Origin of the sequence: Streptantibioticus cattleyicolor NRRL 8057 = DSM 46488 (assembly GCF_000240165.1) — a bacterium.
In the GTDB taxonomy this organism is placed as follows: domain Bacteria; phylum Actinomycetota; class Actinomycetes; order Streptomycetales; family Streptomycetaceae; genus Streptantibioticus; species Streptantibioticus cattleyicolor.
In genome coordinates this window covers 545,276-568,447 of record NC_017585.1, presented here as the reverse complement: position 1 = coordinate 568,447, position 23,172 = coordinate 545,276, and the positions used below count along the sequence as shown (strand labels likewise).

The following is a 23,172-nucleotide window of genomic DNA, read 5'->3' as shown; positions in this document are numbered from 1 at the left end:
CCGCGCTCGTCAGGTGCCACCCGGGTCACTCCCAGCGGAACGTACGGGAGGCCACCACGCTGCCGAGGACCGTCCAGGCGGCCAGCACCAGCAGGTGCCGCCACAGCGGCCCGTACCCGGCCCAGGCGTCCATCACAGCGCCGAACGGGACGAACTCGCCGACGGCGCGCAGCAGTCGCGGCATCTCGTCGAGCGGGAAGTACAGGCCGCTGAAGAAGAAGTTGACCACCATCATCGGCACCCCGAGGGCGCTGGCGATGCCGCTGTTGCGGGCCACCGCCGCCACCATCAGCCCCAGCGCCAGCACGGCGGCGCCGCCGAGCAGGAAGGAGGCGAGTACGGCGGCCGGGTCGGCGGGCGCGGTGACGTCGAAGGCGAGCACCCCGATGGCGACCATCACCACCACGTCGGCCACCGCCAGCGCCGCGATCACGGTGACCAGCGCGGCCAGCAGCCCGCGGGCCGGCACCGGGCTCACCGACAGCCTGCGCAGCACGTCCTTCTCGCGGTAGCCGGCCATCGTCATCGGCAGCGCGGTGCAGCCGAGGAAGAGCGGCACCATCGCGGCGAGGGTGGGCACGTAGGCGTCGATCACCCGCTTGCCGTGCAGGGACGTCTGGGGGGTGAGGAAGCCGGGGATGTTGCCGAAGATCACCAGCAGTACCACCGGCAGCAACAGCCAGATCAGCGCGGCGGGTTCGCGCAGCAGCAGTTTGGCCTGGACGGCGGTCAGGGTACGGAAGCCCCGGCGGGTCATCCGCAGCGGGGGCAGGGTCAGCGGTGCGGTCATCTCGGTTCCCGGTGGTCGTGGGGTGGAGCGGTGGTCGTCGGCGCGGGGTGCGGGTCAGTCGCCGGGCGTGGCGGGGCGGCCGGTCAGCGCGATGAACGCGTCGTCCAGGGTGGCCTGTTCGACCCGCAGGTCGGCGGCGATGATCTGGCGGCGGGCCAGCAGCGAGGTCACCGCCTGCACCAGGTTCCCGGTGCCGTCGATCTCGATCCGCGGCCCGTCCCGGCGCACCTCGGCGACCTCCGGCAGCGCCAGCAGCGACGCCTCGTCCAGCGGGGCGGACGGCCGGAAGCGCAGGCGTTGCCGGCGGCCCGCCCGGGCGGCGAGTCCGGCCGGGGTGTCCTCGGCGACCACCCGGCCCGAGTCGATCACGGCGACCCGGTCGCAGAGCCGTTCCGCCTCCTCCATGAAGTGGGTCACCAGCACCACGGTGACCCCGGTGTCGCGGACCTGGCGCACCAGGTCCCAGGTGGCCCGGCGGGCGTGCGGGTCGAGTCCGGTGGTCAGTTCGTCGAGGACGACCGCCTTGGGCTTGCCCACCATGGCCAGCGCGATCGCCAGCCGCTGCTGCTGCCCGCCGGAGAGCTTGCGGTAGCGGGCGTCGGCCTTCCAGGCCAGACCGAGCCGGCTCATCAGCGAGGTGATGTCGGCCGGGTCGCGGTGGAACGAGGCGTACAGCTCCAGCGCTTCGCGCACCGTGAGCTTCTCGGGGAGCCCGCCGCCCTGGAGTTGGACGCCGAGCACCTGGCGCAGCGCGTCCCGGTCGCGTACCGGGTCGAAGCCGAGGACGCGGACGCGGCCGGCGTCGGCGGTGCGCAGCCCGGACAGGCACTCGACGGTGGTGGTCTTGCCGGCGCCGTTGGGGCCGAGGATGCCGAAGATCTCGCCCTCCTCGACGGTGAACGACACGTCGTCCACCGCGATGTCGTCGCCGTACCGCTTGTGCAGGTGCTCGACCTCGATGACCGCCACTGTCCGCATTCCTCGCCGCTCGGGGACTTCGTTCGCCCTCAGCGTCCCGTGCCGGGCCCGGGTGGCGGATCGACCGGCGAGGTGTGTTCGCGCGGCGTGCTGGCCGATGCGGGCATCAACCGATCGGTTGATGGGGGGTGGTGTGCCGCAGGGCGCGCGGCCGGATGCGGGAACGGCGACGGCCACCGTCCGCGTGGGTGCGGACGGTGGCCGTCGGTGCCGGTGGAGGGGTTAGCGCGGGAACGGCTTGGCGGCGTTGTCCTCGGCGGCCAGGCAGGCGTCGAGCTTGCGCTGGAGGGAGTTGGCCTGGTCGAGGGTGCGCTTGGCGGCGGCGTACTCGCCCTCGTGCTTCAGCCGGGCGGCCTTCGCCTTGAGCTGGGCGATCTGCTGGCGCATGTGGGCCGGGTCGCAGGTGACGGTGGCGGCGGTGGCCGAGGTGACGGGCACGGTGACGGCCACGGTGCCGCCGGCCAGCAGCGCGCTGACGGCGAGCGCGGCGAAGCGTCGGCGCATCGGGGTCCCCCTTCGGGTGTGGAACATTGAGCAAGATCGACTCTATCGGTCCGCCGCCGGCTCGGCCTCCGCGCCCAGGAACGGTACGACCAGGTCGAGCAGGGCCCGCGGCCGGTGGAGCGGGACGATGTGGCCGCAGTCCTCCAGCTGATGTGACGTCAGATCATCGGTGAGCGGGGCCAGTTGCCGGGACAGCGTGTCGCCGACCGGGTGGGCGCCGACCGCCATGACGGGCATGGTGAGCCGCCCGGTCGCGGTGGCGCGGTGGAGTTGCCGGTCCGACTCCGGCAGCGCGCGGTAGTACGAGAAGGCGGAGCGCAGCGCCTCGCCGCCGGTGCAGGCGGCGACGAAGTCGGCGCGGATGTCGTCGGGGACGCCGTCGCCGAGGGTGCCGGCGTCGAGGAACCAGCCGATGTACCGCTCCTCGTTGCCGGTGAGCACCGACTCGGCGAGGCCGGGCACCGCGTGGAACCCGAACCACCAGGGCGCGCCGTGGGCGAGGAAGCCCTCGGCGCCGGGCAGGGTGCCCAGCAGCGACTCCATCAGCACCAGCCGCCTGACGAGTGCGGGGCGGCCCAGCGCGAGCAGGAAGGCGCCGGGCACCCCCGCGTCGATGGCCACCACCGATGCCGAGGTCTCGCCGAGCGCGGCCAGCAGTTGTTCGGCGTCACCGGCGAGGGTCGCCGCGTCGTAGCCGTCCGTCGGCCGGTCGCTGGCGCCGAACCCCCGCAGATCGGGCGCGATGACCCGGTGCCGCGCCGCCAGCGGGCCGATGACCCGGCTCCACAGCCGCCAGGTGTGCGGGAACCCGTGGAGCAGCAGAACGGCCGGGCCGTTGCCGGCGAGCGCCACGTTGAGCGTCACGTCGCCGACCGGGACGCGGCGCAGTTCGACCCCGGGTACGAGGTGGGTGGAGGTGGCGGTCATGGGTATCTCCAGCTCTGTGGCGGTAACCAAAGGTGACAAGCTGACGGTAGGTGGCTAGGGTCGGGGAGCCAAGAAGGCACTTTCCCGACAGGTGGTGAGCTCCAGGTGACCTCCCGGCACGGACGTGTCCCCGGCGGCGCGCGCGGTGACCTCTTCGACCCGGACTGCCCGACCCGCCGGCTGCTGGACCGGATCGGCACCAAGTGGACGTCGATGGCGGTCAAGGTGCTGGCCGAGGCGTCCCCGGGCGAACTGCGCTTCGCCGAGCTGCGGCGCCGGATGCCGGGGGTGTCGCAGAAGATGCTCTCGGTGACCCTGCGCGCCCTGGCCCGGGACGGCCTGGTCCACCGCCGGGTCGAGCCCACCGTCCCGCCCGCCGTCTTCTACCGGCTCACCACGCTCGGCCTCTCCCTCGACGCCCCGCTGGCCGCCGTCCGCGCCTGGGCCGAGGAGCACATGGCCGAGGTCGACCGGGCCAACCGGGGGTACAGCGAGCCGGTGGCGGACGACTGACGTAGCGTCAGGTATGCCGTTCAGCCCGTCCCGGCGCACGTACAGCGTCACGCGGCGGCCGTTGACCTCCGTGTCGGCGCCGCGCGTGAAGTCGCCCCGCAGCACCGCGAGTTTGACCCGGTCGACCGGGGAGAGCGCCGGGCGGGTGACCGAGCGGGCGTCGGTGACCAGGACGATCCTGGGCCGGGCGAGCATCGCGGCGCGGACGCGGTCCGGCGGCGCCTCCTCGCCCTTGAGGGTGCCGGAGGCCACCGGGCCGCGTTCCAGCGCGAGATCGTCCAGGCCGGCGAAGTCACGCGGGGAGACCAGCTTCGTGTCGCGCCGGGCGGCCGGGACGAAGACCACGCCGTCGCCGGGGCGGGACACCCGGGCCACCGTCGCCGCCGCGGCCAGCACGTCGTCCACCCGCGCGGCGGGCGTCCGTTCCCGCCGGGCCACCGGCAGCAGCGCCAGCACCACGGCCGCCGCCGTCATCGGGACCAGCAGCCACGGCCGCTCGTACCGCCGGGCCGCCGCCGCCCGTACGGTGGCCGAAGCCGCCGCCCCCAGCAGCAGCGCCAGCCCGACCCGGGTGAAGAGCACGTACCGGTCCACGTACAGCGGCTTCACCGCCGAGGCCGCCAGCAACGCCAGCGACGGCGCGGCCAGCAGCGGCAGCGCCACCACCGGCAGCGCCACCCGCCCCGGCCCCCGGCGGGCGAGACGGGCGCAGACCGCACCGCACACCAGCGGCGCGCCCACCGTCAGCAGCGTCCCCCAACCCGGCGGACGGATCCACGACACCTGGTCGGCCTGGCCCCGGCTGGCCAGGACCAACGGCAGCGCACCGGCGAGCGCCGCCGCGGACGACACCGCCCAGCCGGTCCGCGCGCCCCGCCCCGCAGCCGCCCGCCACACCGTCGGCGCGTGCCCGAGCAGCAACAGCAGCGAGAACCAGTTGAGCAACGCGGTGACCAGCACGGCCACCCCGTAGCAGACCCAGTGCGCCCGCCCGCGCGGCCGGTCCAGCGCCCGTACCAGCAGCCAGGTCGCCGTCGCCGCGCCCGCCAGCACCAGCGCGTAGGAGCGCCCTTCCTGCGCGTAGTGCTGGGCGGACGGCAGCAGCACGAAGAAGAGACCGGCCGCGACCCCGGTGAGCGGACCGCCGGTGCGCGCTCCGATCCGCGCGGTCAGCGCCGCCGCCACCGTCGCGCCGAGCACCGACGGCAGCCGCAGCGCGAGCAGGCTGTCGCCGAGCACCGCGAAGACCTGGTGCATCACCACGTAGTACAGGGTGTGCACCAGGTCGACCTGGCCGGACATGTACCAGATCTGCGCCACCGTGCGGTGGGCCACCTGCCAGGTGGCGGCCTCGTCCCGCCACAGGCTGTGGTGGCGGCCGATGCCCCACAGCCCGGAGACGAGCATGAAGGCGGCCGGGGCCGCCGCCACCGCGGCACGCCGGGGCAGCGGCGGGGGAGTGGACATCACCGCCGTCCGCTCAGAACGGCCGGCGGTGCAGCAGCCGGTAGGTGACGGCGACGGCGAGCGCCGCGACCGCCAGCATCAGGGCGGCCTGCGTCCACTGCATCGGCCAGAACTGCCCCGGGGTGTGGTACAGCTCGAAGGTCCGCGGCGCCGACTCGCACGCGCCGCTCGGCGGACACTCGGGATAGGGCACCCGCGTCCCGTCCGCCATCACCACGCCGTCGCTGATCAGCCACACGTCGCCGTCGAGGTTGTACCCGCCGGTGCCCACCCAGGTGTGCACCGGCTGGAGGTAACGGCGCAGCCAGTTGAAGGCGAGAGCCATCACGGCGTAGGCCCCGGCGGCGCCGGCCATGGCCGCGATGGTGCGCCGCAGCACCACGCCGGTCAGCACCCCGAGGGCGAACGCCAGCAGCGCGGCGGCGACCGGGACCACCCCGAAGGTGTTGTACACCGCGTCCTGGTACCGGCCCCAGTAGTTCAGCGGCGTGTGGTGACGCACCCCGGCCCGCAGCCACGTCCCGATCAGCGAGGCGCCGGTGGAGAGTGCCACCAGCCCGGCCGCCGGCACCAGCAGTTTCGCGGTGAGCCACTGCGTCCGCGAGACCGACTGGGTCCACACCAGCCGGTGCGTCCCGTGCTCCACCTCCTGGGCGACCAACGGCGCCCCGGCGAACATGCCGATCAGCAACGGCAGCGCCAGCAGGGCGAATTGGAGGCCCTGCGCGGAGGAGGCGGCGGACATCAGCCGGTCCATCGCGGCCGGGCACGCCGCCCTGCTGACCGGGCACAACGCGGCCACCTCACGGGCCGCCGCGGCCGTCGCCGACCGCGCCTGGGCGGCCCACCCCGCGGCGGCCACCAGACACACCACCGCCCCCCAGCCCAGCGTCCGGTTCTGCCGCAGCACCAGCCGGTACAGCCCGCGCAGCGGGGTACGGACGGGGGCCGGTGCCAGGCGGACGACGCGCAGCGGAACGATCTTCGGTGTCATGCCGTCACCCCCGGGTGTCCGGCGCCGAGCGTGGTGTCCGCGGTCGGCGTCAGCAGCGGCGGGGCCTGCGGCGACCGCAGGTAGGACAGGAGCAGTTCGGCCAGCCCGGGCTCGTCGACCTGCCAGGCCGGGCCGGGGTCGGCCGCCGGGGCGCGCAGCAGCAGGGTCCGCTGGCGTCCATTGACGCGGGACTCGACCACCCGGCCGGTCGGCGGCCCGTCCGCCGCGGGGCCCACCAGCAGCCGGTGGGCCGCCAGGATCTCGTCGGTCTCCCCGGCGAGCCGGATCCGGCCGCCGTCGACCAGCAGCAGGTAGTCGATGACGTCGTCGAGTTCGGCCAGCACGTGCGAGGACATCACGACGGTGGTGCCGCGTTCCACCGCGTCGGCCAGGAGGACACCCATCACATGGCGGCGGGCGAGTGGGTCGAGGTCGGCGAGGGGTTCGTCGAGCAGCAGCAGGGCGGGTGCCTTGCCGAGTGCCAGCGCCAGCGCCACCCTGGTGCGTTCACCGCCGGAGAGCGCGCCGACCCGGGTGCGCAGCGCCGAGGCGGGCAGGTCGAGCATGCGCTCGGCGAGGTCGTCGCGCCAGCCGGGGTTGAGATCGCGCCCCATGCGCAGCAGCGCGGCCACCGTGAAGCGGTGGTAGAGCGGTTTGTCCTGGCCGACGAAGGCCAGCGCGGCGCGCGCCACGGCGTCCCGCGGGGCCGCGCCGAACACCCGCAGCGTGCCCTCGTCCGGCCGCAGCAGCCCGGCGGCGAGCGCCAACAGGGTGGACTTTCCGGCACCGTTGGGGCCCACCACCCCGCACACCCGGCCGGTGGGTATGCGGAACGAGCAGCCGTCCAGCACCCGCTTGCGGCGTCGGCGCGATCCCACCCCGACCGCTTCCACCGCGGTGCGGCGGGCCGTCGGCTCCCTCATGCGCGCTCCACGTTCCCGGCGGCGGCGCCGACCGCGTAGCGCTGCTCCACCACGGAGCCGACCAGCGCGGTGACGTCCTCCGGGGCCAGACCCGCGGCGCGGGCCCGGTCCACCCATGCCTCCAGCTCCGCGCGGAGCGCGCGGTCCCCGGCCCGGCCGAGCCCGCGCAGCACGAAGGTGCCCAGTCCGGGGCGGGGTTCGACCAGGCCGGCGCGTTCCAGCTCGCGGTAGGCCTTGAAGACCGTGTTGGGGTTGATCGCCGTCGCCTCGACCACCTCGCGCGCGGTGGGCAGTTTGTCCCCCGGCTGGAGAAGGCCCAGTCGCAGCGCCCGCTCGGTCTGCTGCACGATCTGCTGGTAGGCGGGGACCCCGCCGCGCCGCTCGATGCGGTACTCGATCACCTTACCGCCATTCCACTAGTTGACTAGCGGAAGCGTACTACGCGGCCGGTTCCGCCCGGCGCGCGGGGTGCCCGTTCGGGCAGCGCGCCGGTCCCGGGTGCGGGAAACCGGGCGTGGCGGCCGGGAATGGCGCCCGGACGGAATTCCCGGGGTGGCCGCCGGATTCGGGGGGCCGTTCCCGGAACGCCGGTTCTTGCGGTGCGGGAGGTATTCCGCCGGGGTGCGCGGCGAGGGCGGCCGGCGTTGTCACGCCGGGGCGGGACGGGGTACGGCGACGATGCGATGTTCCCGTCGGTAACCAACGGAACGGCATCCCGCGCCGAATTCCGGCGCACCACGCGGGGAATCACCGAATGGCACCGCCGAATGCCGCCCACGGACCCTCCCCGGCATTCCGCCGACCGCCGACGAGGAAAGCCACCACCCCACCGGGACGACCGGCCGGCACCCCGCCGTACCAGGTGACCGGGTACGGACGGGCACCGACCTGCGGCGGACCGCGCCTCGTGCATCGGCCACCCATTGACACGATCGAAAACTTGCCCAATCATCGTCGGACGAGTGACGCAAGTGATCCAAGTGGCCCAAGTCGCTTGCCACTCCGGTCAGTTGGTCATCCGGCGGGGAGAGCGCGGAGGGGGCACCGCGATTTTTCCTTCCGCCGTACGACCGGCCGGGCCGACGTCAATTGGCATTGCCCCATTTCCCCGTCACCGCACGACCGCGGCGACGGCCGTTCCGACGCACTCCCTCACCCATCGTGCCCGTCCCCGCACGGGCCCCGGACCGTGACGCAACCGAGCAATCACCTTCCCCAGGGGAAAGGGTTGGTCTTGTCGGCGATACCCACCTTCCAGCAGACCACGTCCACCGCCCGGCACCGCCCGGCAGCGGCGGCGGACGCCGGAACACCGGACAACGCGGCGCCCCGCACCGACGGCGTCACGACCGCCCCGCTGTCGATGTCCCAGCAACGCCTGTGGGTCCTCGCCCAGTTGGAGGGCGCCAACGAGGCGTACAACGAGCCGATGGCGTTCCGGCTGCGCGGCCCGCTGGACGGCACCGTGCTGGCCCGGGCGTTCGACGCGCTGACCGCCCGGCACGCGGCGCTGCGCACCCGCCTGGTCGCCCAGGACGGCGAGGTGGTCCAGTGGATCGAACCGCCCGGGACCGGATTCCCCCTGCCCGTCGAGGAGTTGGCGGACGACCCGGACGCCGAACGGCGCCTCGCCGAGCTGGTGCGGAAGGAGGCGGTCACCCCGTTCGACCTCGACCGCGCCCCGCTGGCCCGGGGCCGGCTGGTGGTGCTGGGCGCCGACGACCACGTGCTGCTCGTCACCGTCCACCACATCGTCTTCGACGGCTGGTCGCAGCAGCTGATGCTGAGTGAACTCGGCGCGCTGTACGCCGCCGGACTGCGCGGCGAGGACCCCGGCCTGCCGCCGCTGCCCCTCACCTACGCCGACTACGCCCGCCGCCAGCACGCCTGGATGGCCTCACCGGAGCCCGCCGCACACGCCGACCACTGGACGCGCAGCCTGGCCGGCGCCCCGCCGCTGCTGGAACTCCCCACCGACCGGCCGCGCCCCGCCGAACAGGACTACCGCGGCGGCCGGGTCTCCGTACGCCTCGACCAGCGGCTCACCGCCGACCTGACCGCCCTCGCCCGCCGCCACCGCGTCACCCTGTACTCCACCATCCTCACCGGCTGGTCGATACTGCTCTCCCGGCTGTCGGGGCAGACGGACATCGTTGTCGGCGCCCCCACCGCCAACCGCGGCGGCGACGACGTCAAGGGGATCATCGGCTTCTTCGTCAACACCCTCGCGCTCCGCGTCGACCTCACCGACGCGCCCACCGGCGGCCAACTGCTCACCCGGGTACGCCAGGTGCTCCGCGACGGACTGCGCCACGTCGACCTGCCCTTCGAGCGCGTGGTGGAACTGGTCAACCCGCCCCGCAGCGCCGCCCACACGCCCCTGGTACAGACGATGTTCGCCTGGATCCCGGCGCTCGACGGCCAACTCCGGCTGCCGGACGTGACGGTGGAACCGCTCGACATCGAGCACGCCCCCGCCAAGTTCGACCTCGCCCTCGCCCTCGCCGAGGAGAACGGGTGCGTGGTCGGCAGCCTCGACTACGCCACCGCCCTGTTCGACCACGCCACCGTCGAACGGTACGCGCGCTACCTGCTGCGGGTACTGACCCAGCTCGCCGCCGAGCCCGACCGCCCGGTGACCGAACTCTCCCTGCTGGACGCCGCGGAACGCCAGGAGGTGCTGGCCCGTTCGGGCGCCGCGCGCGACACCGCCGTCCCGTCCGCCGGACCCGGCCTCGTCGAGCGCTTCGAGGCCCAGGTACGCACCCGGCCCGGCGCGGACGCCGTGGTGGCCGGCGGGGAACGCCTCGACTACGCCGCGCTGGACCGGCGCGCCAACCGGCTGGCGCACGCCCTGATCGCCCGCGGCGCCGGACCCGACCAGGTCGTCGGGGTGCACGCCGGACGCACCGTGGACCTGGTGGTCGGCGTCCTCGGCGTGCTCAAGGCCGGCGCCGCCTGGCTGCCGCTCGACCCCGGCCAGCCCGCCGCACGCCTGGCCGCCATGGTGGCCGACGCCGCCCCCGTCCTCGTCCTGAGTGACGCCGCCGCGCCGGCCGACGGCTGGCTGCCGCTGACCGCCGTCGAGGCCGAGGGCGACCGCACCGACGCACCCGGGGTCTCGGTCACCGACGACCACCTGGCCTACGTCATCTACACCTCCGGCTCCACCGGGCGGCCCAAGGGCGTCGCGGTCACCCACCGCAGCGTCCGTAACCTCTTCGACCACTGGCTCCACCGGATCGGCGCCGCCCCCGGCGAGGCCGCCTCCGCCTGGTCGAGCATCGGCTTCGACGCCTCGGTGCACGAACTGCTGATGCCGCTCACCACCGGCGCCGCCCTCCACCTCGTCCCCGACGAACTGCGCGGCGACCCCCGCGCGTTGCTCGACTGGATGCGCCAACACCACGTCACCCAGGCGTTCCTGCCGCCCGCCTACGTCAAGTGGATCGACGAGGACCCCGAAACCCGGCTCGCCGGACTGCCGCTGCGCAAACTGCTCACCGGGGTCGAACCGCTCCCCGAGGCCGCCCTGCACCGCATGTGCCGGCTGCTGCCGGGGCTGCGCGTGCTGTACGGCTACGGGCCCACCGAGGCCACCCTCTACGCCACGGTGCACGACGACTTCCGGCCGCTGGAACGGCAGTGCCCGATCGGCCGCCCGCTGCCGGGCGCCCGGATGTACCTGCTCGACGAGCGCCTGGAACCGGTGCCGGACGGGGTGCCGGGGGAGATCTTCCTCGGCGGCGCCGCCCTCGCCCGGGGCTATCTGCACCGCCCCGACCTCACCGAGGAAAGGTTTCTCCCCGACCCCTTCCTCCCCGGCGAACGCCTCTACCGCACCGGTGACCTCGCCCGCCGGCTGCCCGACGGCACCGCGATGTACCTCGGCCGCCGCGACGACCAGGTCAAACTGCGCGGCTTCCGGATCGAACCCGGCGAGGTCGAGGCGGCGCTGCGCGAGGTGCCCGGGGTCACCGAGGCCGTGGTCCTCACCGACGAGGACGCGGCCGGCCAGCCACGCCTGGTGGCCGGCGTCGGACGCGGCGCGGCGGAGCCCCGGCCGCCCCACGAATGGCGCGCCGAACTCTCCCGGCGGCTGCCCGACTACATGATCCCGGCCGTCTTCGTCGAACTCCCGCGACTGCCGCTCAACCACAGCGGCAAGGTCGACCGCGCCGCCCTGCGCGAACTCGCCCGAACCGCACACCCCGCCCAGGTCAACACCACCACCCCGCGCGACCACGTGGAGATGGCGCTGCACCGCATCTGGCGCCGGCTGCTGCTCCACCCCGCCATCGGCGTCCGCGACGACTTCTTCGACATCGGCGGCACCTCCATCTCCGCCATCAAGCTCTCCCACGCCGTCGAGGCGGAGTTCGGCACCCCGCTGCCGATCCGCGACATCATGCTGCACCCGACCATCGAGGCGCAGGCCGGACGGGTGCGGCAGGGCGCCGGATCCCGCCCGGCCGGCGGCAGCCTGATCGAGTTCCGGCCCGGCGCCGGAAAGCGGCGCGTGGTCTGCGTCCACCCGGCCGGCGGCACCGCCTTCTGCTACCTGCCGCTGGCCGCCGCGCTCCCCGAGGACACCGGGGTGTGCGGCATCCAGTCACCCGGCATCGAGGCCGGCGAGGAACCGCTGCCCACCGTCGAGGCGATGGCGCGGACCTACCTGGAACTGGTCGCCCCCCGCCCGGACGAGACCCTGGTGCTGTGCGGCCTGTCCTACGGCGGCCTGGTCGCCCACGAGATGGGACGCCTCCTCGCCGCCTCCGGACACCCGAGCGTCACCGTGGTGCTGCTCGACACCCACGGCACCGAGGACGCCGCCGCGCGGGCCGCCATCGAACCGGTCGACGCCGCCGAGTTCCGCGACAAACTCGTCCGGTTCAACGGCATGTACCCCGGCATCGACGACGCCCAGATCGACCGCTACCACCGCATCTACAACCACAACCGGACGACCGCCCGCGACTTCGAACCCCGGCCGTCCGCCGCCCGGCTGCTGTTCGTGCAGGCCGCCGCCGACGTCACCGACGAGGCGGAAGGGGCCGCGGTGCGGGACTTCTGGCGGCGCCGTGCCGACGGCGGCTTCACCGTCGAGCCGGTCGACTGCGGCCACTGGGACCTGCTGGAAAGCGCCGCGCTGCCCAGGATCGCCCAGCTGATCGCGGCCGAACTGGCCCGCGGGCCCGCCACCCCCTCCTCCGTACCCACCGGCCCGTCCGCCGCGCTGGAGGCATGATGCGACCCGGAACCGACAACCCGGGCCACCTCGCCGGGGTGGCCCAGGGGGTGCACGAGCAGGCGCTGCGCACCCCCGGCGCCCCCGCCGTGGCCGACGGCGAACGACGCCTCGACTACGCCGCCCTGGACGCGGCCGGCGCGACGGTCGCCGAGGCGCTGCGCCGCGCCGGGGTCCGCCCCGGGCAGGCGGTCGCCGTCGCCCTGCCGCGCTCCTGGCGGCTGGTCTGCGCGATGCTCGGCATCCTGCGCCTGGGCGGCGTGGTCGTCCCGCTCGACACCCTCAGCCCGCCCGACCGCCGTCGGCACATCCTCACCGACTCGGCGAGCGTCGCCCTCGTCCACGACGGCACCGCCCCCGCCGAACTGCCTGGCGGCACCCGCGCGTTGCGCATCGGCGACCTGCTCGACCCCGAGGACGGCGCGACGGGCGAACCCGGGCCGCCGTACACCGGCGCCCCCGTCTCGTTCCTCTTCTACACCTCCGGCACCACCGGCCGCCCCAAGGGCGTCGAGGTGCGCGACGCCGGGATCCTGCGGCTGGCCCGGCCCGGCTGGATCGAGCTGCCCGAGGGCGCCCGGTACGCCTGCCTGGCCAACCCCGCCTTCGACGCGCTCAGTTTCGAGGTGTGGGTGCCGCTGCTCACCGGCGGCTGCTGCGTCGTCCTCGCCGACGAGGACGTGCAGGCCCCGCACCGGCTCGCCGCCGCCCTGCTGCGCGAACGCGTCCACACCCTGTTCGTCACCACCGCCCTGTTCAACGCGGTCACCGACACCGTCCCCGACTGCTTCGCCGGGACCCGCCAGGTGCTCATCGGCGGCGAACGGCTCAACGCCGGGGTGATCCGCCGCTGGTACCACCACAACGCGACCGCCGCCACCCGACTGGTCAACGCCTACGGCCCCACCGAGACCACCACCTTCGCGCTGTGGCACCCCATCCCCCGCGACTTCACCGGCGACTCCGTGCCGATCGGCCGGCCGCTGCCGGACACCGGGGCGGTGCTCGTCGTCCCCGGCACCGAACGCACCGCCGCCCCCGGCGAGGTCGCCGAACTCCTCGTCTCCGGCGACGCCCTCGCGGCCGGCTACCGCAACCTGCCCGAGGAGACCGGCCGCCGCTTCACCACCCTGCCCTGGTACGACGACGGCCACCGGCCCCACTACCGCACCGGCGACCTGGTCCGGGTCGGCGCCGACGGCAGCGTCGACTACGTCGGCCGCGCCGACCGCCAGGTCAAGGTACGCGGCTTCCGCATCGAACCCGGCGAGGTGGAACGGCAGATCACCGCCCACCCCGCGGTGCGCCAGGCCCACGTGTGCACCCGCCGCGACGGCGACGGCGGACCCAACGAACTCCTCGCCTACCTCGTCGCCGACGACACCCTCTCCTTCGACGACTTCGACCGCCACCTCGCCGCCCGCCTCCCGTCCTACATGCGCCCGCACCGCGTCCACCGCCTCGACGCCCTGCCGCGCAACGCCAACGGAAAGGTCGACGAGGCCGCGCTGCTCGCCCGCGAACTGCCGCCCTGGCGGCGCCCGGACGGCGCACACCGGCCCGCCACCGCCTGGCAGCGCGAGGTGCTCGCCCTCGCCGCCGACGTGCTCGGCGTCCCCGAGCCACGCCTGGACGACCGGTGGATCGCGCTGGGCGGCGACTCGCTGAAGGCACTGCGGCTGCGCTACCGGATCCGCGAACGCTGGGGATGCGAACTCCCCGCACCGCTGGTGCTCCGCGCCGACTTCGCCGAACTCGCCGACGCCGTCGCAGCCGCCCGCGGCACCGGCGGCTCCCCGTACCCGGCGCCCCCCGCCCCCACCGGGCGGCGCACCGCGCCGGCCACCGCGGAACAACAACGCCTCTGGCTCCACCAGCAGCGTTCCCCCGGCTCCCGCGCCTACCACGTCGGCCAGGCGTTCCGGCTGGACGGACCGGTGGACACCGCCGCGCTGCGCCGCTCGCTGCGCGCGCTGGTGGCCCGCCACCCCGCGCTGCGCACCGCCTTCGAGGCCACCGAGGAGGGCCTGCGGCAGATCGTCGGCGACCCCTACGACCCGTGGACCGAGCCCGACCCGGAGGCGCTGCGCGACGCCGCCGCCGGACGGGCCTTCACCGACCGCTTCTTCGCCCGCCCCTTCGACCTCGCCCGGCCCCGCATGCTGCGCGCCTGCTGGCTGCCGGGGCGGGACGGCGGCGTCCTGCTGCTGCACCTGCACCACATCGCGGTCGACGGCTGGTCGATGACGCTCCTCTTCCAGGACCTGTCCACCGGCTACGCCGCCGCCCTCACCGGGGCGGAGCCCGACACCGAGGCCGACGCGCCCACCCCCCTCGACCACGCGCTGTGGCAGGCCGACTGGTTCGCCACCCCCGCCTACCAGGACCGACGCGACCGGCTCGTCGCCCACTACACCACCTCCGACGACGGCGCCGAACCGCTGCCCGCCGCCCGGCCCCAGGACCACCCGGCCGGACACCTGCTGCACACCACCCTCGACGTGGTCCGCCGCGCCGCCGTCGACCGGCTCTGCGCCCAACTCGGCCTCACCCGCTTCCAGTTGCTCCTCGCCGTCTTCGCCTGGACCCTATACGGGGTGACCGGACGCACCCGGCCCCGGATCGCCGCCCCCGTGGCGGGCCGGCCGCTGCGCCAGTTCGAGACCGGCGTCGGGATGTTCGCCAACACCGTGCTGCTGCCGCTGACCGTCGACCCCGGCGAGGAACTGCGCGAGCAGCTGACCCGACTGGGCCAGGCCGCCGGCGAGGTGCTGGACGGGCAGGACGTGGCCCTCGCCGACGTCCTCGCCGCCCGCGCCCCCGGCACCGACAGCACGCCCTTCGACTTCCTCTTCGTGCTGGAGAACACCGACTTCGGCGCCCTGACCCTGCCCGGCTGCACCGCCCGCCCGCTGTGGACGGCGCCCGCCGAGGCCAAGTGCCCGCTGACCTTGTCGGTGATCGACCACGCCGACGGCCTCGACCTGCTGTGGGAGTACGCCGACAGCCACTTCGACGCCACCGACGCCGAGGCGATGGCCGCCCTGCTGCGGCGCGCCCTCGACCTGCTGGCCGCCCCCGAACCGGCCACCCCGGCCACGCTCGTCGCACCCCACCGCCGTTCCCTGCCCCAGCCCGGCCGCGGCGCCACCGCCCCGCTGACCTACCGCACGGTGGCCGAGGGCTTCGCCCGGCAGGCCGCCCGCACCCCGGACGCCCCCGCCGTACGCGACGGCCAACGAACCGCCAACTACGCCGAGTTGGACGCCTACGCCGCCGCGCTCGCCGCGCGACTGCGCGCCCGCCACCGGCTGCCCGCCGACAACACACCCTGCCGGATCGCCCTGTACTTCGAACCCTCCGTGGAACACGTGGTCTGCCTGCTGGCGCTGGCCCGGCTGAACGTGACCATCGTGCCGCTCGACCCCTCCTACCCGCCGGCGCTGCTGCGGCAGATCCTCGCCCAGGTGGACCCGGTGTGCGTGCTGCTGCCGCCGGGCGCCGAGGCCGCGTTCGCCCAGGTGGACCCGGGCGGCGTGGTACGCCACCCGGTCACCCTGTCGACGGAGCCCGCGCCCGCCGTGCCCCCGCACGACGGAACCCGGCCGCTGTACACCCTGTTCACCTCCGGCTCCACCGGCGTCCCCAAGGGCGTCCAGGTCCACGACCGCACGCTGTGCAACCTCTTCCAGTGGCAGGAGGGCGCCGGCGGCCTCGGCACCCCGGCGGTGACCCAGCAGTTCTCCATGCTCTCCTTCGACGTCTCCTTCCAGGAGATCTTCGGCACCCTGTGCCAGGGCGGCCTGCTGCACCTGGTGCGCCCGGGGTGGCGGCAGGACCCGCCCGCGCTGCTGGAGGCGCTGGAATCGGCCGGCGTGGAACGGATCTTCATGCCCTACGTGGCGTTGCAGTTCCTCGCCGAACACGGCGTCCACCTGGGCCGCTACCCCTCCCGGCTGCGCGAGGTGGTCACCGCCGGCGAGCAGTTGGTGTGCACCGACGCCGTCCGCCGCTGGTTCGCCGGACTGCCCGGCGCGAAGCTGTTCAACCAGTACGGCCCCTCCGAGACCCACGTGGTCAGCGCGCTGTGCCTGGACGGCGACCCGATGCGCTGGCCGGAACGCCCGGCCATCGGCCACCCCGTCACCGGCGCCGTCCTGCGCGTGGTCGACGAGGCCGGGCTGCCGGTGCCGCCCGACTGCCCCGGCGAACTGCTGCTCGGCGGCACCATGGCACACCGCTGCTACCTCGGCGACCCGGCCCTCAACGACGAGCGCTTCACCGAGGTCCCCGGCGACGGCCTGTACTACCGCAGCGGCGACCGCGCCCGCTTCGACCGCCAGGGGCTGCTGCACTACCTCGGCCGCGACGACCAGCAGATCAAGCTGAGCGGACACCGCCTCGAACTCGGCCACGTGGAAGCCGCCCTGCTGCGCCACCCCGCCGTGGTGGCCGCCGTGGTCGTCCTCGACGACGGCAAGCTGGTGGCCTGCCTCCAACTCCGCGATGCCGACGGGCCGTTGCCCACCGCCGACGACCTCTCCGCGCACCTGGCACCGCTGCTGCCCGGCTACGTACGCGTCCACCGCTACCGGCGGCTGACCGCGCTGCCGCGTACCCCCAGCGGCAAGCTCGACCGGCGCGCCGCGCTGCGCGCCACCGGCACCGACCTGCCCCGCCGCCCGGCCACCGCGACCGGCGCCACCGGGCCGGAGGCCCGACTCGCCGCCGCCTTCGAGGCCGTGACCGGCTCTCCCATCGGCCCCGACCAGACCTTCTTCGACGCCGGCGCCTCCAGCCTCGGCCTGATGCGCTTCCATCTGCACTGCGTCACCGAACTGGGGCTGCGCTTCACCGTCGCCGACCTCTTCGAACACGTCACCGTACGCGCCCTCGCCCGCTTCCTGTCCGGCCCCGCCACCACACCGGACGAAGACAGCCGCGACCACCACACCGCCACCGACGAGCCGATCGCCGTCATCGGCATGGCGGTACGCCTGCCCGGCGCCCGGGACCTGGCCGCCTTCTGGGACCTGGTCACCTCCGGCCGCCGCGGCATCGAGCACTTCGACGCGCCCGACGGCGTCGTCGGCGCCCGCAGCCAGGCCGACGGGCTGCTCGACTTCGACCCCGGCCACTTCGGGATCAGCCGCCACGACGCCCGGCTGATGGACCCGCAACACCGCCACCTGCTGATGAGCTGCGTCGAGGCGCTGGCCCACGCCGGCTACGGCGACCCGGCCGCACTGCGCGTCGGACTGGTCGCCGGGGCCGGCGAGAACACCTACTTCCAGGACATGCTCCGCGAGGCCGACCCGGACGCCCTGCCGGACCGCTTCCAACTCGCCATCCACCACGAGAAGGACTTCCTCGCCACCAAGGCCGCCTACCACCTCGGACTGACCGGCCCCGCCTTCACCACCCAAGCCGCCTGCGCCAGTTCACTGGTGGCCGTCCACCTCGCGGCCGGGCTGCTGCGCCAGGGCGACGCCGACCTGATGCTGGCCGGCGGCGTACTGATCGACACCGGCATGTCCGCCGGATACCACTACCGCCCGCAGCACATCTTCTCCACCGACGGACACTGCCGCCCGTTCAGCGACGACGCCAGCGGCACCATCGGCGGCAGCGGCGCCGGCGTCGTGGTGCTCAAACCACTCAGCCACGCCCGGCGCGACGGCGACACCGTCTACGCCGTCATCACCGGCTCCGCCGTCAACAACGACGGCGCCACCAAACTCAACTACAGCGCCCCCTCCCTCACCGGACAGCGCGAGGTCATCCGCGCCGCGCTGCGCCGAGCCGGCCGCACCGGCGCCGACGTCGGCTACGTCGAGGCGCACGGCACCGGCACCCGCCTCGGCGACCCGGTGGAGGTCGGCGCGCTGCGCCAGGCGTTCGACGTCACCGAGTCCGGGCGCTGCGCCCTCGCCTCCGTCAAGAGCCAGATCGGCCACCTGGGCGCGGCGGCCGGGGTGGTCGGCCTGGTCCGCGCCGCCCTCGCCGTCCACCACGCGGTCATCCCGCCCAACGTCGACTTCCACGCCCTCAACCCCCAGATCGGCCCCGACCCCACCCCGTTCCACATCCCGGTCCGGGCCCAGGCGTGGCCGGCCGGCCGCCACCGGGTGGCCGCGGTGAGCAGCTTCGGCATCGGCGGCACCAACGCCCACCTCGTCCTGGAAGCCGCCGAACCCACCGCACCGGCCCCCGAACCACCGCCCTGCCTTGTGCTCTCCGCCCGCAGCGAGGCCGCGCTGCGCGCCGACGCCGCCCGCGTCGCCGACTACCTGACCCGCCACCCCGAGCACTACCCCCGGGTGCTGCGCCACCTCCAGGCGGGCCGCCCGCAGCACCCCGTGCGCGCCGCCGCCGTCTGCCCCGACGCCGCCGCCGCGGTGACCTGGCTGCGCCAGGCCGCCCCGGTCACCGTCGAGCCGGCCGGCCCGCCGCTGCCGTCCGCCGGACGCACCCCCGCCCAACTGGCCGCCGACTGGCTGACCGGGGCGGCCCTCACCTGGCCCGCCGGCCCGGCGCCGGCCCCGTGGGACTTCCCGCCACCCGCGTTCGACCTGGCCGCATACGACTTCCCGCGCGCCGCCCCCGAGACCTCCGGCACCCCCCGCCGCCTCCCCGAGTCCGACTGGCTCCACCAGCCGCACTGGGCCCGGCTGCACCGCGCCGCCACCACCGCGCCGCGCACCACCCGGCTCCTCGTCATCGTCACCGGCGAACCGCTGCCGGCCCCGGCCGTCCACGCCTTCCAGGAGGTGTACGCGCGGGTGGTACGGGTCGTCGCCGCGGACGCCTTCGCCCGGCACGGGCAGGACGAGTACCGGGCCGACCCGGCCGACCCCGAGTCGCTGCGCCTGCTGCTCGACGCGGTCGCCGACGCCGGGGCCGACGGCATCGACTGGCTGCACGCGCTGCCGCTCGCGGTCACCGGCCCGGTCGGCCCGAAGGCGCTGGACCGCGCCCGCCACGCGTGCCTGGACACCCCCGCCGCCCTGGTGCGGGCGGTGGCCGCGCGCCCCGGAACGCCACCGGTGCACCCGTGGTGGCTGTCGTACCGGGCCCGCCCCGCCGACGGCCCGGTACGCCGGCCGGAACTGGGACTGCTGGCCGGAGCGGCCCAAGTGACCGCGCAGGAAAGCTCGTTGGACGGCCACTGGCTCGACCTGCCCGGCGCCGACCCGGCCGACTGGGCGGCCCCGCTCGCCGCGCTGACCGCCGGGGCCGGCCAGGACACCGCACGCGAACTGGCGTTGCGGCAGGGCTACTGGTGGCACCAGGTCACCCTCCCGGTGCCCGCCACCGTCCCCGCGCCCGACCTGCCCGCCGACGGCGGCGACCACCTGGTGCTCGGCGGCACCGGCGGCATCGGCACCGCCGTCGCCGCCTGGCTGCTGGACCACACCGACGGCCGCGTGCTGCTGCTGTCCAGAACCCCCCGCCTGCCGGACGAACTCACCGGCCACGCCGACCGCGTCACCCTCGTCGAGGCCGACCTGGCCACCACCCCGGCACCGGACCTCGCCGCCCTGATCGCCGGACACACCAGCCGGCTGCACACCGTCGTCCACGCCGCCGGCGTCCCCTCCGGCGCCCTGATCGCCACCCGCGACGCCACCGCGATGCGCGCCGGAACCGCGGCCAAGCTGGACGGCGCCCTGCTGATGGAAGAGGTGATCGCCCGCCACCGGCCGCGGCTGGCGGTCTACTGCTCCTCGATGTCGGCCCTGCTCGGCGGCGTCGGCCAGTACGACTACGCCGCCGCCGCCGGACTCCTCGACGCCTTCGCCCACCACCGTCCCGACGACACCACGGCCACCACCCGGGTCACCGTCGACTGGGACGTGTGGCGCGAGGCCGGCATGGCGCTGCGCACCTCCCGCACCGACCCCCGCCACCAGGCCCACCTCGCCGTCGGCCTCACCGTGGCCGAGGGCAAGCGGGTCCTCGCCCGGGCCCTCGGCGCGGGCCTGCCCCAACTGCTCGTCTCCGTCACGGAGTTGGAGGAGTCCCGGGTCTTCTACACCCCGCCCGCGACCGAGCCCGCCCCCGCCACCGCACCGGCGCGCCCCGCCACCACACCGGCCGGCCTGCTCACCGACTGGCTGTGCCGCTGGCTCGACGTCGACCACCTCGACCCCGACGCACCGCTGTACGACCTCGGCGCCGACTCGCTGACCATGCTCGACCTCATCAGCGAGGTCAAACGCCACTTCGACGTCGAACTCGACCTCGCCTCCTTCAGCCACCGGGTCAGCCTCGGCGAGATCGTCTCCCTGCTCGCCGGACCGGTCGCCACCGGGGCGGCGGGCTCCTCCGAGGTCACACCGGAGGTGTGGCAGGAGGGCACCGGGGACGACGTGCTCTGCCTGGTGCACCCGGTCGGCGGTGACATCCAGGCGTACCGGTCGCTGGTGGCCGCGCTCGACCCGCGGCTGACCGTCTGCCTGATCGCCGACCCGGCGCTGCGCGACCCCGCCCTGCCCGACTGGACGCTCACCGAACGGGCCCGCCGCTACCACGCCGCGCTGCTGGCCCGCTTCCCCGGCGACCCCGGCCGACTGCGGCTGGCCGGCTGGTCGTTCGGCGGCTGGGTGGCCCTGGAGATGGCCGCCGAGGCGGAGGCGGCCGGCGCCCCGGTGGCCGCGCTCCACCTCGTCGACCCGCCACCGCCCGGCTCCGGGCCGCTCTTCCAGGGCTACGACGACAGCCAGCTCGAAGCCGTCTTCGCGCACGAACTCGGCCTCCACCCGGACGCCGCCGGCGACGCCGCCAAGGGGTACGCCGAACGCCTCGCCCGCCGCTGCCGCGCCAACCTGCGCGCCCTGGCCGAACACCGGATACGCCCGCTGACCACCACCCCCAGCACCCTGTGGCTCGCCGAACACCCGGTGCCCGGCCTGCCCTCCCCGGGCACTCCCGGCGAACAACAGGCCCGCTGGCTCCCGTACCTGCCGGCCGGAACACGCCACCAGCGGCTCGGCACCGACCACTACGGCGTCGTCCGCCCCCCGTACGCGCACACCATCGCCCAGGCCCTGGGCGCCCCGTCAACCCGCCGACGTCCGACGATCGGAGATGCGACACCGTGAACCCCTACCAGGCGCTGCCGGCGCGCTCGTTCTGGCGCCCGGCCGTGGCCGAGCCGGAGCCACAGGACATCGGCGACCTGTGGGAACCCGCGTTCGCCATCGGCCAGGACGACCCGGTGCTGACCGCCGGCTCCTGCTTCGCCGCCCGCATCGGCCCGGCGCTGCTGGCCGCCGGATACAACTGGTACGACGCCGAACCCGCCCCGCCCGGGCTCACCGCGGCGCAGCGCACCGCCCGCCACTACGGCGAGTTCTCCTTCCGCACCGGCAACATCTACACCGCCGCCGTACTGCGCCAGTGGCTCTCCTGGGCCTTCGGCCACACCACGCCGCCCGACGAGGCGTGGTACGACCAGGGCCGCGCCCACGACCCGTACCGGCCGAGCGTGGAACCCGAAGGACACGCCGACGCCGAGGAGATGCTGCGTTCCCGGCGGACCACGCTGGACGCCGTCCGCCGTGCCGTCACCGGCGCGAGCTGCCTGGTGTTCACCCTGGGGCTCACCGAGGCGTGGCTCGACCGGCGGCACGGCACCGTGCTGCCCGTCTGCCCCGGCACGGTGCGCGGCACCTTCGACGAGACCCGTCACGTCTTCCACAACCACACCACCGCCGAGGTCCACCGCGACCTGACCGAGGCGGTCGCCATCGCCCGCGCCGCCAACCCCGCGCTGCGGTTCCTGCTCACCGTCTCACCGGTACCGCTGACCGCCACCGCCACCGGCGGCCACGCCCTGACCGCCAACACCTACAGCAAGTCCGTACTGCGCGCGGCGGCCGGGCAGTTGGCCGCCGAGGACGAGGGCGTCGACTACTTCCCGTCCTACGAACTCGTCACCGGCGCCCCGTTCCGTGCCGCCTTCTACGAGCCCAACCTGCGCACCGTGACCGAGGACGGCGTGGCCTTCGTGATGCGCCACTTCATCGCCGCGGTCACCGGGGCCGGCCGCGCCGCGGCACCGCGCCGGTCCACCGCACCCGTCCGGCCGCTGAAGGGAGGGGACATCTGTGACGACGCCGTCCTCGACTACTACGGCCCCCGCTAGGTTCCTGCTGCTGGGCGACTCGCACGCCGGACCGGTCGGCCGGGCGGCGAAGGCGGCCGGCATCCCGTTCCAGGGCGGACCGATCGGCGCCGGACGGGAGTTCACCGACGCCTTCTTCGAACCGCGCGAGAGGGACGTGGTCTTCCGCGGTCCCGAGGCCGAGGGGTACTACCGGGGCTTCCTCGGCGAACTCGGGGTCACCGCGCTCGCCGAGCTGACCGTCCCGCTGGTGGCCACCTTCGGCTTCTCCGCGCACTTCGTCGCCACCACCCAGAACTGGCACATCTACCGCGACCGCGACGGATCCCTGCCGCCCGCCTTCCTCGACGGCGCCCTGTTCGACGCCATCGTCCGCGCCGCCGTCCGCGACGCGCTCGCCTTCTACCGGCACGCCCACGCGCTCGGCCTGCGGGTGCTGGCCCTGATGCCACCGCAACGTGTCCCCGGCCAGGCCGACCGGGCCGTCTTCATGGCGGCCCAGGAAACCGTCCGCCGGGCCGTCACCGAGGCCGGCGCCGAGGTGGTCGACCTGCGCGCCACCACCACCGGCGCGGACGGCCTCCAGCGCCCCGAACTGTGCGAGGCCGACGACGAGATCCACGGAAACCTCGCCTTCGGCCGGCTGATCCTCGCCGAACTGCTGGCCCGCGGGTTGTGACCGCACACCCCACCCACCCC

13 protein-coding genes are annotated in these 23,172 nt (G+C 74.8%); 6 read left to right on the top strand and 7 right to left on the bottom strand.

Going from position 1 to position 23,172, the window contains the following annotated elements; genetic code table 11:
* Nucleotides 1–25: 25 nt before the first annotated feature.
* The 4 genes from SCATT_RS30090 to SCATT_RS30075 form a co-directional block, all read right to left on the bottom strand.
* Entirely contained in the window at nucleotides 26–790 is a 765-nt protein-coding gene (locus SCATT_RS30090) for an ABC transporter permease (protein ID WP_014151621.1), read from the bottom strand.
* Between the two features lie 54 nt (nucleotides 791–844).
* Nucleotides 845–1,759: an ABC transporter ATP-binding protein gene (locus tag SCATT_RS30085; protein ID WP_014151622.1), complete on the bottom strand. Its 915-nt coding sequence runs from the start codon at nucleotides 1,757–1,759 to the stop codon at nucleotides 845–847.
* A 231-nt stretch (nucleotides 1,760–1,990) separates the two neighbouring features.
* On the bottom strand, nucleotides 1,991–2,272 hold the full coding sequence (locus tag SCATT_RS30080) for a hypothetical protein (RefSeq protein ID WP_014151623.1): 282 nt from the start codon (nucleotides 2,270–2,272) through the stop codon (nucleotides 1,991–1,993).
* Between the two features lie 42 nt (nucleotides 2,273–2,314).
* Nucleotides 2,315–3,199: an alpha/beta fold hydrolase gene (locus SCATT_RS30075; RefSeq protein WP_014151624.1), complete on the bottom strand. Its 885-nt coding sequence runs from the start codon at nucleotides 3,197–3,199 to the stop codon at nucleotides 2,315–2,317.
* A 105-nt stretch (nucleotides 3,200–3,304) separates the two neighbouring features.
* On the opposite strand from SCATT_RS30075, the gene SCATT_RS37105 reads away from it, so the two are divergent.
* Together SCATT_RS37105 and SCATT_RS39915 are read left to right on the top strand one after the other, a co-directional pair.
* A complete protein-coding gene (locus SCATT_RS37105) occupies nucleotides 3,305–3,712 on the top strand; it encodes a winged helix-turn-helix transcriptional regulator (RefSeq protein WP_078590575.1) in 408 nt (135 codons plus the stop codon).
* A 112-nt stretch (nucleotides 3,713–3,824) separates the two neighbouring features.
* Entirely contained in the window at nucleotides 3,825–4,685 is an 861-nt protein-coding gene (locus SCATT_RS39915) for a hypothetical protein (protein ID WP_231904929.1), read from the top strand.
* A gap of 507 nt (nucleotides 4,686–5,192) precedes the next feature.
* Here the strand turns inward: SCATT_RS39915 and SCATT_RS30065 are convergent.
* From SCATT_RS30065 to SCATT_RS30055, 3 genes are read right to left on the bottom strand one after another with little or no spacing between them, the layout of a single operon-like run.
* Complete coding sequence (locus tag SCATT_RS30065; protein WP_014151626.1) at nucleotides 5,193–6,173, bottom strand: ABC transporter permease subunit; 981 nt, start codon at nucleotides 6,171–6,173, stop codon at nucleotides 5,193–5,195.
* Nucleotides 6,170–7,096: an ATP-binding cassette domain-containing protein gene (locus tag SCATT_RS30060; protein WP_014151627.1), complete on the bottom strand. Its 927-nt coding sequence runs from the start codon at nucleotides 7,094–7,096 to the stop codon at nucleotides 6,170–6,172. The genes SCATT_RS30065 and SCATT_RS30060 overlap by 4 nt, the downstream gene beginning before the upstream one ends.
* Nucleotides 7,093–7,497 (bottom strand): GntR family transcriptional regulator, encoded by a 405-nt coding sequence (locus tag SCATT_RS30055; RefSeq protein ID WP_014151628.1) that lies wholly within the window; start codon nucleotides 7,495–7,497, stop codon nucleotides 7,093–7,095. Before SCATT_RS30055 ends, SCATT_RS30060 begins: the two co-directional genes overlap by 4 nt.
* 833 nt (nucleotides 7,498–8,330) lie before the next feature.
* Between SCATT_RS30055 and SCATT_RS30050 the strand changes: the two genes are divergently transcribed.
* The 4 genes from SCATT_RS30050 to SCATT_RS30035 are packed head-to-tail and all read left to right on the top strand — an operon-like array spanning nucleotide 8,331 to nucleotide 23,152.
* Nucleotides 8,331–12,344: a non-ribosomal peptide synthetase gene (locus SCATT_RS30050; protein ID WP_014151629.1), complete on the top strand. Its 4,014-nt coding sequence runs from the start codon at nucleotides 8,331–8,333 to the stop codon at nucleotides 12,342–12,344.
* Nucleotides 12,341–21,448 carry a non-ribosomal peptide synthetase gene (locus tag SCATT_RS30045; RefSeq protein ID WP_014151630.1) on the top strand — a complete coding sequence of 3,036 codons (9,108 nt, stop codon included), beginning with the start codon at nucleotides 12,341–12,343 and terminating at the stop codon, nucleotides 21,446–21,448. The genes SCATT_RS30050 and SCATT_RS30045 overlap by 4 nt, the downstream gene beginning before the upstream one ends.
* Nucleotides 21,445–22,494, top strand: a complete 1,050-nt coding sequence (locus SCATT_RS30040) for a GSCFA domain-containing protein (RefSeq protein WP_014151631.1) — start codon at nucleotides 21,445–21,447, stop codon at nucleotides 22,492–22,494. Before SCATT_RS30045 ends, SCATT_RS30040 begins: the two co-directional genes overlap by 4 nt.
* On the top strand, nucleotides 22,457–23,152 hold the full coding sequence (locus SCATT_RS30035) for a hypothetical protein (RefSeq protein ID WP_014151632.1): 696 nt from the start codon (nucleotides 22,457–22,459) through the stop codon (nucleotides 23,150–23,152). Before SCATT_RS30040 ends, SCATT_RS30035 begins: the two co-directional genes overlap by 38 nt.
* Nucleotides 23,153–23,172: the final 20 nt, after the last annotated feature.